At 35.5% G+C, this 12,594-nt stretch carries 11 protein-coding genes and 2 tRNA genes; 9 read left to right on the forward strand and 4 right to left on the reverse strand.

From position 1 onward, the window contains the following. Positions 1 to 73: 73 nt before the first annotated feature. Entirely contained in the window at positions 74 to 1,216 is a 1,143-nt protein-coding gene (locus ACQ65V_RS07950; protein WP_412561892.1) for an acyl-CoA dehydrogenase, read from the reverse strand. Between the two features lie 91 nt (positions 1,217 to 1,307). On the opposite strand from ACQ65V_RS07950, the gene ACQ65V_RS07955 reads away from it, so the two are divergent. The 9 genes from ACQ65V_RS07955 to ACQ65V_RS07995 all read left to right on the forward strand — a co-directional run bounded on the left by ACQ65V_RS07955 (position 1,308) and on the right by ACQ65V_RS07995 (position 8,743). Continuing rightward, a complete protein-coding gene (locus ACQ65V_RS07955) occupies positions 1,308 to 2,375 on the forward strand; it encodes an anhydro-N-acetylmuramic acid kinase (RefSeq protein ID WP_430467515.1) in 1,068 nt (355 codons plus the stop codon). Positions 2,376 to 2,448: 73 nt separating this feature from the next. Continuing rightward, the gene (locus ACQ65V_RS07960) at positions 2,449 to 3,675 is read left to right on the forward strand and encodes a Glu/Leu/Phe/Val dehydrogenase dimerization domain-containing protein (RefSeq protein WP_430468623.1); all 1,227 of its coding nucleotides are present in this window, start codon (positions 2,449 to 2,451) and stop codon (positions 3,673 to 3,675) included. A 13-nt stretch (positions 3,676 to 3,688) separates the two neighbouring features. Further along, positions 3,689 to 5,080 carry a sodium:proton antiporter NhaD gene (gene nhaD, locus ACQ65V_RS07965; protein WP_155090038.1) on the forward strand — a complete coding sequence of 464 codons (1,392 nt, stop codon included), beginning with the start codon at positions 3,689 to 3,691 and terminating at the stop codon, positions 5,078 to 5,080. A 63-nt stretch (positions 5,081 to 5,143) separates the two neighbouring features. Continuing rightward, complete coding sequence (locus ACQ65V_RS07970) at positions 5,144 to 5,839, forward strand: MotA/TolQ/ExbB proton channel family protein (RefSeq protein ID WP_430467516.1); 696 nt, start codon at positions 5,144 to 5,146, stop codon at positions 5,837 to 5,839. A gap of 1 nt (position 5,840) precedes the next feature. Then, on the forward strand, positions 5,841 to 6,233 hold the full coding sequence (locus tag ACQ65V_RS07975; RefSeq protein ID WP_155090036.1) for an ExbD/TolR family protein: 393 nt from the start codon (positions 5,841 to 5,843) through the stop codon (positions 6,231 to 6,233). Positions 6,234 to 6,276: 43 nt separating this feature from the next. Next, the gene (locus tag ACQ65V_RS07980; protein WP_430467517.1) at positions 6,277 to 7,125 is read left to right on the forward strand and encodes an energy transducer TonB; all 849 of its coding nucleotides are present in this window, start codon (positions 6,277 to 6,279) and stop codon (positions 7,123 to 7,125) included. A 3-nt stretch (positions 7,126 to 7,128) separates the two neighbouring features. Continuing rightward, positions 7,129 to 8,346 (forward strand): bifunctional folylpolyglutamate synthase/dihydrofolate synthase, encoded by a 1,218-nt coding sequence (locus ACQ65V_RS07985; protein ID WP_430467518.1) that lies wholly within the window; start codon positions 7,129 to 7,131, stop codon positions 8,344 to 8,346. Positions 8,347 to 8,409: 63 nt separating this feature from the next. Further along, a tRNA-Val gene (locus ACQ65V_RS07990) sits at positions 8,410 to 8,484 on the forward strand. Positions 8,485 to 8,668: 184 nt separating this feature from the next. Then, positions 8,669 to 8,743 (forward strand) — tRNA-Val (locus ACQ65V_RS07995). Between the two features lie 51 nt (positions 8,744 to 8,794). Here the strand turns inward: ACQ65V_RS07995 and ACQ65V_RS08000 are convergent. From ACQ65V_RS08000 to gldJ, 3 genes are all read right to left on the reverse strand, one after another. After that, positions 8,795 to 9,487 carry a TVP38/TMEM64 family protein gene (locus ACQ65V_RS08000; RefSeq protein WP_430467519.1) on the reverse strand — a complete coding sequence of 231 codons (693 nt, stop codon included), beginning with the start codon at positions 9,485 to 9,487 and terminating at the stop codon, positions 8,795 to 8,797. Between the two features lie 22 nt (positions 9,488 to 9,509). After that, positions 9,510 to 10,790 (reverse strand): UDP-N-acetylmuramoyl-tripeptide--D-alanyl-D-alanine ligase, encoded by a 1,281-nt coding sequence (locus ACQ65V_RS08005; RefSeq protein ID WP_430467520.1) that lies wholly within the window; start codon positions 10,788 to 10,790, stop codon positions 9,510 to 9,512. 63 nt (positions 10,791 to 10,853) lie between these two features. After that, positions 10,854 to 12,533 (reverse strand): gliding motility lipoprotein GldJ, encoded by a 1,680-nt coding sequence (gldJ, locus tag ACQ65V_RS08010; protein ID WP_273292772.1) that lies wholly within the window; start codon positions 12,531 to 12,533, stop codon positions 10,854 to 10,856. Positions 12,534 to 12,594: the final 61 nt, after the last annotated feature.

Here is a 12,594-nt window from a genome sequence, read left to right on the forward strand (position 1 = left end):
ATTTGATGGTGTAATATAAAAAAAATCCTGCGTTAACGCAGGATTTTGTAAAATTTTTCGATGAACGTCTCAATTAATCTCGAAGAACACCTCTCGAAATTACAATTTTCTGAATTTCGGAAGTACCTTCATAGATTTGGGTAATCTTAGCATCTCGCATTAAGCGCTCTACGTGATATTCCTTAACAAATCCATTACCACCATGTATTTGTACAGCTTCAACAGTCTGTTCCATGGCTACTTTACTTGCGTAAAGTTTTGCCATTGCACTTGCCATATCATAATTATTACCTTGGTCTTTTTCCCAAGCAGCTTTCATTACCAAATGGCGAGCGGCTTCAATCTCAGTGTACATATCAGCCAATTTAAAAGCTATAGCTTGATGATTACAAATCTCCGTGCCAAAAGCTTTACGCTCCTTAGAGTATTTTAAGGCCAATTCATAAGCTCCTGATGCAATCCCAAGGGCTTGTGCAGCAATACCAATACGTCCTCCAGATAAGGTTTTCATAGCAAACTTAAATCCAAAACCATCTTCGCCGATTCTATTTTCCTTTGGTACTTTTACATCATTAAATTGCAATGTATGTGTATCACTACCACGTATACCAAGCTTATCTTCTTTTGGACCAATATCAAAACCAGGCATGCCTTTTTCAAGAATAAAAGCGTTGATGCCTTTGTGGCCTTTTTTCCTATCGGTTTGCGCTATGACTAAATAGGTGTCCGCACGTCCGCCGTTTGTAATCCAGTTTTTTGTACCATTGATAATATAATGGTCCCCTTTGTCAATAGCAGTAGTTTTTTGAGAGGTTGCATCACTACCTGCTTCTGGTTCACTTAAACAAAATGCACCAATGTGTTCTCCAGTGGCAAGTTTGGTTAAGTATTTTTGTTTTTGCTCTTCAGTACCAAAGGCTTCAAGACCATAACAGACCAATGAATTATTTACAGAAACCATAACAGAAGCAGAAGCATCAATTTTAGACAACTCTTCCATAATTAAAACATAAGAGATTGCATCCATACCGCTTCCCCCATACTTTGGGTCTACCATGATTCCCATAAAACCCAACTCGCCCATTTTTCTCACCAATTCATCGGGAAAGGTTTGTGCATTATCACGTTCTATAACACCAGGAAGTAATTCTGTTTGTGCAAAATCTCTTGCAGCATCACGAATCATTATATGTTCTTCTGTTAAGCTAAAATCCATAAAGCAAACTAATTGTTGATTTGTTAAAAATTTCATGCAAAGATAACTGTTTCTTGCGGTATTTTCAATAAGTAATATTATTTTTACTAATATGGCAAAGTCTTATTATAATGTAGTGGGTGTGATGTCTGGCACCTCTTTGGACGGTATAGATATCATATACGCAACATATGTATATGATAATAATTGGACATTTAAGATTCACAAGTCAGAAACCCTGAAGTATTCTGAGATTTGGAAATCATCTCTAAGTCAATTGGTAACAAAGACTTTGGATGAATTATCAGAAATAGATAAAGCTTATTCCAAATATTTAGGAACGGTTATTTCGGAATTTATCAAAAAGCATAATATAAATGATATTAATTTTATTGCTTCACATGGACATACGGCTTTGCATCAACCTGAAAATGGATTAACACTTCAGATAGGTAATCAGCAGATTTTAGCAAATACATTAAATGAAAAGGTCATTTGCGATTTTAGGGTTCAAGATGTTGAATATGGCGGACAAGGTGCGCCTTTGGTACCTATTGGTGATCGATTATTGTTTGAGAAATATGGTTTCTGTTTGAATTTAGGTGGCTTCGCCAATATTTCATTTGAAGAGAATAACGAAAGAATCGCTTTTGACATTTGTCCTGTCAATATTGTTTTAAACCATTATGTATTCAAATTAAATCTGGATTTTGATGACAAAGGAAAATTAGCCTCAACAGGTAAAATTCATTTCGAATTGCTAACAAAATTGAATCAACTTGAGTTCTATCAACAGAAACCGCCTAAATCATTGGGTTTAGAATGGGTTAAAGAAAACGTCATTCCATTAATTGACTCCTACAATCTCAGAATTGAAGATGTGTTGAGAACGTTCGTAGAGCATGTTGCGATTCAAATTTCTAAAATCTTGAATCAAGAGAAGGCTAAAGTATTGGTAACAGGTGGAGGAGCGTACAATGATTTTTTAATCCATAGAATAAAATTTCTTTCAAAATCACAAATAATGATACCTAGTAAGGAAATCATTGAATTTAAAGAAGCTCTCGTTTTTGGATTATTGGGAGTCTTACGGGAGCGAAATGAGGTTAATTGCCTTAAAAGTGTCACAGGAGCGAGCAAGAATCATTCCTCTGGAAAAATTTTAATTCCTAACACTTAAAATTAATGTTTTAATCTCTTTTAGGAAATAGAGTTTTTTATATTTGTTATAACTAACTAATTGATGCAAATTGATAAAGAAATTACTGCACAAGTACGAAAATAAATCTCCCGAAATAGTTTTTCATTGGAACGACCCAGAAACAGACGCTGAAGGATGGACGGTCATAAACTCTCTAAGAGGTGGAGCAGCTGGAGGAGGTACAAGAATGAGAAAAGGTCTAGATCAAAATGAAGTTTTGTCACTGGCAAAAACCATGGAGGTAAAGTTTACAGTTTCGGGACCAGCAATAGGAGGAGCCAAATCAGGTATCAATTTCGATCCGAATGACCCAAGAAAAAAAGGAGTATTAGAACGCTGGTATGCAGCCGTTTCTCCATTATTGAAAAGTTATTACGGTACAGGTGGAGACCTAAATGTTGATGAAATTCACGAAGTGATTCCCATAACAGAAGAAAGTGGTGTTTGGCATCCGCAAGAAGGTGTTTTTGAAGGACATTTTAAACCCACACAAGCTGATAAAATAAACCGAATTGGTCAGTTAAGGCATGGTGTTATTAAGGTTATTGAAAACCCAAAATACTCACCAGATGTATCCAAAAAGTACACTGTTGCAGATATGATTACGGGCTATGGTGTTGCTGTTGCAGCGAAGCATTTTTATGCAATTAACGACAGTAATATTAAAGGAAAGCGTGTTGTAGTTCAAGGTTTTGGTAATGTTGGAGCTGCTGCTGCTTTTTACTTTGCCCAAATGGGTGCAAAAGTAGTTGGTATAATTGATAGGGTTGGTGGCTTAATTAATCCTGATGGGTTTTCTTTTAAGGAAATTACAGAATTATATCTTAATAAAAGTGGAAACACTCTTGTTGCTGACGACTTAATCCCTTTTGAAGCTATAAATGAACAGATTTGGTCTTTAGAAACCGAAGTGTTTGCGCCATGTGCAGCATCTAGATTAATTACTCAAGATCAAATAGATCAAATGATTAGTACTGGCTTAGAAGTTATTACATGTGGGGCAAATGTGCCTTTTGCAGATAAAGAAATTTTCTTTGGACCTATCATGGAGCATACCGACCAAAAAGTGAGCTTAATACCAGATTTTATTTCAAATTGTGGTATGGCTAGAGTTTTTGCCTACTTTATGGAACGAAAAGTAATAATGACAGATGAAGCTATTTTCAATGATACTTCTAAAGTTATTAAAAAGGCATTAAAAGAAGTTAAAAAGAATAATCCAACAAAAACCGGTATTAGTGAAACCGCTTTTGAAATTGCACTAAGACAATTAATATAAAATATCCCTTACTATGGAAACTGTTATAATTCTCGTATTTGTTTTTGGCTATTTAGCAATAACATTAGAACACAATATAAAAATTGATAAGCTGATACCAGCTTTGGTTATGATGGCCATAAGTTGGGCTCTTATCTCTTTGGGAATTGATGATTTTACACAGTGGTTTGATTCTTCAATTCATGGTCTTGTAGATGGTTTTTCAGACCAAGGTCATGAAGAGAAAATGCATTTAATGGAGGAAACGCTTTTACACCATTTAGGGAAGACCGCAGAGATATTGGTGTTTTTATTGGGTGCTATGACCATTGTAGAAATCATAGATTATTTTGATGGCTTTTCTACCATTAAAAATGCGGTAAACTTTAACAGCAGAAGAAAATTGCTTTGGATGTTCTGCGGTTTGGCATTTATACTTTCTGCAATTATAGACAACCTTACAGCAACAATTGTTTTAATATCTATTCTTCAAAAAATAGTTAAGGATAGAAGTGTAAGGATTTGGTATGCAGGTTTAATTATTATAGCTGCCAATGCAGGTGGAGCCTGGTCACCCATTGGAGATGTTACAACAACTATGCTATGGATTGGAGACAAAGTATCCACAGGTAATTTATTTATCTATTTATTTATTCCATCACTGTTATGTATGATAGTGCCTACTTTTATAGCATCATTGCTACAACCATTTAAAGGCACCTTAGAATTACAAGGTGCTGATGATAAGCCAAAAAACAAATTTAGTTCTACAATGTTATTTTTAGGATTGGGCGCTATTGTCTTTGTACCGATTTTTAAAGTTATCACCCATTTACCACCTTACGTAGGTATGATGCTGTCCCTTGGTGTCGTAGCGATTTTTGCTGAGATTTATAGTAATTCAAAATTTGCTATATCACAGATACAATCCGAAGAGCATAGTGAGAATGCAAGTCATAGTCCTGTGCATTATTCATTGTCAAAAATTGAATTACCTAGTATCTTGTTTTTCCTGGGTATTTTAATGGCAGTTGCCGCTTTAGAATCGCTTGGGATACTTTTCGGTTTTGCAGATAGTCTTAAAGAAAACATTGGGTTAATAGGAACTGAGCCGGCAGGAACTGTTGTTTCGGATTTGGTAGTCATTCTCCTTGGTGTTGGTTCGGCAGTTATTGATAATGTGCCACTGGTTGCAGCCAGTTTAGGGATGTTCTCTGAGCCGATGGATAATCAGTTGTGGCATTTTATAGCCTATTCTGCTGGTACTGGCGGGAGTATGTTAATTATTGGTTCTGCTGCTGGTGTAGTGGCTATGGGAATGGAAAAAATAGACTTTTTCTGGTACCTTAAAAAGATATCCTGGTTGGCCTTTGTAGGTTTTATAGCAGGTGCTATTGCCTTTATGGCAACAAGAGCTATTTTCTAACATACTTAAGTGAGAAACTTAGCGTTATAACTTACAGAAACTTTTAAACTTAAAACTTATAATATGATATTACTAAGTAGTATTCAAGATGAAGCGGAGGTTCTAACAGATGGCGAATCCGTTGAAAAAACCTTATCTATTATTGAGTTGATTACAAGTGGTGGAACTTCAGGAATGGTCATCATTCTTATCTTGTTCTTACTACTCATTATGGCTACTTATATATATTTTGAAAGGATTTTTGCAATAAAAGAAGCATCAAAAGTTGATTCAAATTTTATGAATCAAATAAAAGACCATGTCAGTAACGGCAAGGTGGACTCTGCACAAATGCTATGTGCTCAGCAAAATTCACCGGTTTCTCGATTAATTGCAAAGGGAATTACCAGAATTGGTAAACCTCTTGAAGATATTAATACAGCAATTGAAAACGCAGGTCGTTTAGAGATATATAGCTTAGAAAAAAATATAAGTGTGTTGGCGACAATATCTGGTGTTGCACCAATGATTGGGTTCTTAGGAACTGTAGTTGGGATGATACTTTCCATTTTTGAGTTGGCTAATGCTGGTGGAACCATTCAAATGGATGTTTTGGCGAGTGGATTATATACCGCAATGACAACCACAGTCGGTGGATTAATAGTAGGTATTATAGCTTATGTGGCTTACAATCACATTGTGGTAAGAACTAATAAAGTGGTTCACCAAATGGAAGCCACATCTACTGAATTTTTAGATCACCTAAACGAACCTATCTAATATGAACATTAGAGGACGAAATAAAGTAACACCAGAATTCAATATGGCATCTATGACCGATATTGTTTTCCTGTTATTGATCTTTTTTATGATAGCATCGACGTTGGTGACCACAAATGCTATTGATATTATTTTACCAAAGGCAAGCGGAAAGACAGAGAACAAAAAGTCAACCGCAGTAAGTATTAAGGCAGATTTGACTTATTATATTGACCAGAAACGTGTTGGTGAAAGTGTATTAGAAAATCAATTGGTGTCAATTCTTTCAAAACAGGAATCTCCAACAATTGTATTAAGAGCTGAGAAATCAGTTCCTGTAGAGAATGTTGTTAAGGTAATGGACATAGCTAATAGAAATAAGTTTAAAGTGATATTGGCAGTGAAGCCTAACTAAACGGCATCATTTTTGAAACTATACTCACTAAAGTATAACTGAGATGAAATATTTAGAGACCAAACATCAACGTAATTCGGCAAGAATAACAGGCTTAATAGCTTTGTTATTATTCTTGTTGTTGTTTTTTGTAGGGCCTCAATATTTAGATCCACCAGAGGAGTACGGTGTTGCGGTAAACTTTGGGAATACAGACTTTGGTAGCGGAAACAGACCATTGGCGCAACCGAGAAAAGCTGTGGAAGATAAAGTCGTAGAGGAATCACAACCTGAAAACTCAATAACTGAGCCTGCCCAAACTCCAACAAAGACTGAAGAGGTAATGACAGCTGAAAATGCCGAAGATATTGCCATAAAAAAGCAAAAAGAGGCTGAAGCAAAAGCTAAAGCTGAAGCAGAGCGAATTGAGCGCCAAAAGCGTGAAGCTGAAGAACGTGAGAGACGTGAAAAGGCAGAAAAGCAGAAAAAATTAGATGACCTTATAGGTGGAGTAAAGAATTCTAGTGGTAATGATGACGGAGGTGAAGGACCAGACAATCAAGGGGGAAATAAAGGTCAATTAGATGGAGATCCTTATGCGCCAAGCTATTTTGGTGGCTCAGGACCTGGAAAAGGTGGAGTAGGTTACGGATTAGGCGGACGTGGAAGACCATCAAGACAAATCTATAAGCAAGATTGCAATGAGTACGGTTTGGTCGTTGTTAAAATAGAAGTAAACAGAGCAGGAAGAGTTACTAAAGCTGAACCTGGTATAAGAGGTACTACGAACACGCATCCTTGTTTATTAGAGCCTGCAAAGAAAATTGCCTTATCGCATAAATGGCCAGCAGATTCAGATGCGCCTGCAAAGCAAATTGGCTTTGTAAGTATTAACTTTGATGTTGGTCAATAAATCATGAATTACCAAGATACACTCAATTGGATGTTTCAGCAACTACCAATGTATCAAAGTAAGGGTAAAACTGCTTTTAGAAAGGACTTAACTAATGCTTTAAAAATTTCTAACCATTTAGGAGAACCACATAATAGATTCAAATCGATTCATGTTGCAGGAACCAATGGTAAAGGCTCAACGAGTCATATGTTAGCTTCAGTACTTCAAGAAGCTGGTTACAAAGTTGGTTTATACACATCACCACACCTAAGGGATTTTAGAGAACGTATCCGTATTAATGGTAAAGTTGTAAGTAAACAATTTGTAATTGGGTTTATAAAGCGAAATAAGGCATTTTTTGAAGCAAATAATCTGTCTTTCTTTGAAATGACAGTAGGTATGGCATTCGATTATTTCGCTAAGCAAAATGTTGATATTGCCGTCATTGAAGTTGGGTTGGGCGGTCGTTTGGATTCTACAAATATTATTACACCTGAACTTTCTGTAATAACTAATATAGGGTTTGATCATGTACAATTTTTAGGCGACACCCTTGAGAAAATTGCCGCTGAAAAAGCAGGAATCATTAAACAGAATATTCCGGTTGTCATTGGTGAAACTCAACCTGAAACCCAAACTGTCTTTAAAGAGAAAGCGAAGTTGACCAATTCAGATATTTATTTTTCTGACCAATTAATTGAAAATGTCCTTGAAAGTGATTTAAGAGGTGCATACCAAAAGCATAACATCAAAACCGTTATTCAATCGATAAATGTTCTCCGACATTCTGGTTTTTCAATTTCGGATTCAGAATTAAAAAAGGGACTTCTCAATGTAACCAAGAATACGGGTTTACAAGGGAGGTGGCAAGTAATTCAGTACAATCCAAAAGTTATTTGTGATACTGCTCATAATAAGGAAGGATTAACATTTGTATTGCAACAGTTGCAATTAGAAACATATAACCAATTTCATATTGTATTCGGAGCTGTAAATGATAAAGATCTAAATACTATAATTCCGTTGTTTCCTAAAAATGCTATCTATTATTTTTGTAAACCTGATGTACCAAGAGGTCTGGATGCAGTACTATTACAAAAGAAATTTTTAGAATATAATATACAAGGTGACGTTTATAAAAGTGTAGAAGACGCACTCAGTAAGGCAAAATCCAATGCCTCAAATAGCGACCTAATATTTGTAGGAGGAAGCACTTTTGTAGTCGCCGAAATAATTTGATTTTTTTATTGAAATCCTTTTGAGATTTTAAAAACTAGTCTATATTTGCAGTCCTAATTATTAGGGCGCGTAGCTCAGTTGGTTCAGAGCACTTGGTTTACACCCAAGGGGTCAGGGGTTCGAATCCCTTCGCGCCCACAAAAACATAATTCCGATTTGATTTTTCAAATCGGAATTTTTGTTTCAAAATAATACCGAGCGAAGCTAAAAGTGTTATTTTGAAACGAAGATTCCTAGATATTCGAGGGCATATCGAAATTATACTTGCAGTAGCGGTTTCGGTAGGGAAATTCAAAAAAGAAAGTGTATTTTTGAAACTTTAGGGTCATTAACTCAGTTGGTTTAGAGTGTTACCTTGACAGGGTAGAAGTCACTGGTTCGAATCCAGTATGACCCACATCAATCAGAAAACCCAAGCCGTCGCTTGGGTTTTTTTAAGCCCTAAAGCTTACTTTTTGTTCTTTTTCCAATAATAATAAATTCCAAAGAGAATCAGACTGACTATAGACCCAATTAATAAACCAGACTCTAGGCTTTCCGTAGTTTTACCTAAAATAACAATTAAAATGGTTAAAGGTAGTATGCCCATTACGGTAGCTCCAATAAACTTCCAATAGTTCATATTTAATATGCCAGCAACAAAACTAATGGCATCGTTAGACAAAAACGGATTCACCCTTGTGATTACAACAGCCCAAAAACCAAACGATTCTATAAATTCTTCGATCTTCGTTTCCGTTTTATTTCCCAAGATTTTTAGAACAAATGTTTGCCCAAAATAATTTCCTATTACATAACCTACAGATGATGCTACAAATACTGCTACTAATATGGTAAGGCTTCCCCAAATAGGTCCATAGGCTAGGATTGAAACCACCATAAGCAATATTGTAGGGATAACGATAAGAAACATCTGTAAAACCATGGCCAATATTAAAATCAATGGACCATACCATCCAAAATTACTTACCCATTTTTTTATTCGCTGTTCGTCGTTACTAGTTAAAACTTCCCATGCAGTATCAAAAAACTGTTGTACGTCAGAAATGATAAGATAAGATGAAATGATACCTACAACTATAAATAAAGAGATATATAGAGGAAATCTACTTTTCGATATTTTAGTATTATCCTTAGGCATTTTTTAATTATGGTTTTTTGTATTATAAAATATCCAAAATTCGTTCTAAAGCCATACCTCTAGAGCCTTTTATGAGCAGAATTGAATTATGAAGGTTGAGTTTATTTAAAATAGGTTTTAAATCTTCAAACTTTTTGAATTTTTTAATGCTTTCACTTGTTGTTATTTTACTGAAATTTTCGCCTATGAGATACACATTATCTCTAAAATTTTGTTCAGCGAAATCAGCGATATTTTGATGTTCTTTTTCAGCATCAGCACCAAGCTCAAACATATCTCCCAGAAAAAGATATTTGTTCTCGGCTTCTAGCTGCTGTAGATTTTTTAGAGCTGCTAGCATACTTGTTGGGTTGGCATTGTAAGCATCTAAAATTATTTGTACGGAACCTTTTTGTATGATTTCAGAGCGATTATTATCAGGTTGGTAATTTTCAATTGCTGATTTTATATTATCTCTTGTTACATTAAAATATTGTCCTATAGCTACAGCAACCGCAATATTACCGAAATTGTAATTACCTATTAGTTGACTGTTAATTTCAATTTCGTCGTATTTTATTGTAACGAAAGGATTGGCTTCTATAAATTCAACCACACAGTCATTGTTAGAATTTTTACCAAACCTAACTGTATTTTGATACTTGCCAATTTGATTCAATTGTTCGGAGTCATCAGCATTTACAAATACAGTCTTGTTATTGGTTTTCAAAAAGTTGTATAATTCAGACTTTCCTTCTATAACTCCTTCAATACTACCAAATCCTTCAAGGTGTGCTTTGCCGAAGTTGGTGATTAAACCATAATCTGGTTGGGCAATGTTAGACAGGAACTCTATTTCTTTTTTATGATTGGCTCCCATTTCTACAATGCCGAAGTCTAAATCTTTAGAAAAACTCAAAAGCGTTAATGGCACACCTATATGATTGTTTAAGTTGCCTTTGGTGGCTCTGACATTGTACTGGGTTGACAATACAACATTAATAAGCTCCTTGGTCGTTGTTTTTCCGTTACTACCAGTTAATGAAATAATTGAAATATCAATTTCATTTCTATGGTATGTCGCTAAGTTCTGTAGTGTTGTTAATACATCATCTACTATAAAACAATTATCGTTTAGTACAGCCTTATTATTATCAACTACACAATATTTTGCACCTCTGTTAAAAGCTTGTTCCACAAACTCATTACCATCAAAATTATCGCCTTTTAGTGCAAAGTACATACAACCTTCAGAGAGTTTTCTGGTATCAGTTGATATGCCTGAACTCTTTTTGAAATTTTGATATAAGCTTTCAATTTTCATTGTCTAAAAATAAAAAAGTCCTGATTAACAAATCAGGACTTTTCTAAATATTATTTAACGATTTTAATTACGTTTCTTTTGTGATTTCACAGATTTTGAACCTACTCTAGATACTGCACATCTAAACCCGATGTAGTCCGTTGCCATATCCTGAGGGAAATAACGACGTTGCGCAGGATCAATCCAGTATGCTCTGTCTCTCCAAGAACCACCTTTGTAAACTCTCACTTCGTCATTGATTAAAGATGTTCTATTATTGGACTTATCATATTCTCTAATAAGTTTACCTTCAACAGAATCTACTTCAACTCTATGTCTAGGTGAATTGTACATTTTGTCTGTGGCATTAACTCTATCATCACCTTCATCAAAACTTTCTCTGTAGTAACGCGAAGAACGCTTATCACCATCTCTAAAGTTTCTATTATCACTCTTATCGAACTGAGTTCTTAAATAAGTTTCTTTTTCATCAACAGGGATCTTTGCGATTTCACCTGGTAGGTTTCTTGCAACGATTTTACCATTGCTTAAAGTATCGTAAACAATTTCATCTACGGTAACTACTTTCACAGTACCATCTTCGTTTAAGGCATTCTTAGTATAAACGTTACCTCTATAGTAGTTGAAGTCATTAAACTCATCATCAACGATAGGACGATAAACATCAGCTACCCATTCAGCAACATTACCAGCCATATCATATAAGCCATAATCATTAGGCTCGTAAGATTTTACTTCTGCTGTAATATCTGCACCATCATCAGACCATCCGGCAATTCCGCCGTAGTCACCTTTACCTTGTTTAAAGTTTGCTAACTGGTCACCACGATTTACACGCTTACCAGATCTAGTGTATTGACCATCCCAAGGGTATTTTTTACGTCCTCGGTATACGTTATAACTTCTTAGATCACTCATCCCAAGAGCAGCATATTCCCACTCAGCCTCCGTTGGGAGTCTATATTTTACCGGGATTAATCCAGATTCTCTGTTAGCGTAAATATTTATTGGATTGCCATCAGCATCAGTTTGTTGTCTTCTTTTACCGCCTTGTAAAACCTCTTCGCTTCCGCCATAAGTTTCTGTAGGGGCATTAATATAGGTATCAACATCAAATGTGCTTTCTGCACTTAAGTCAGTGTATTGCGCATCTCTCTTTATGTAACCAGCCTCTTGTAATGATTGCTCAGCAACGCGGTTAGATCTCCAGTTGGCATATTCAACAGCTTGAATCCAGCTTACACCTACAACAGGGTAATTAGCATATCCTGGATGACGCAGATAGTTTTCTGTCATCATTTCATTATAACCTAAACGGTTTCTCCATACTAAGGTGTCTGGAAGTGCGCCTTTGTATATTAAGGCATAATTTGGATCGTCTGGAGGATATACTCTCTTTAAATAATCTAAATAGAACAAGTAGTTGAGGTTAGTCACCTCATTCTCGTCCATGTAAAAAGACTGTATGTGCTGCTGCGTGGGAGTGTTGTTCCAATCGTGCATAGGGTCATCCTGTACTTTACCCATTGTAAACGTTCCTCCTTCTATAAAGGCAGTGCCTGGAGGTGTTTCTTGTTCTTTAAAATTGGTATTGTACTGAAAGCCGCCATTTTTATCATTGATTTTCCAGCCTGTAGCACTATCTACATTGCTAGAATTTGATGATCGCTTACAGCTAACTATGCTAGCACAGACTGCTATAGCGATTAAAAATTTGAGGTTTGAGACATTTTTCATATCCATACGTTTAAGTAAGCTCGTTAAATATTAGTTCCGCAATATAACAATTAAAGGTAAACTGACA

Origin of the sequence: Winogradskyella ouciana (assembly GCF_965284585.1) — a bacterium.
GTDB lineage: Bacteria > Bacteroidota > Bacteroidia > Flavobacteriales > Flavobacteriaceae > Winogradskyella > Winogradskyella ouciana.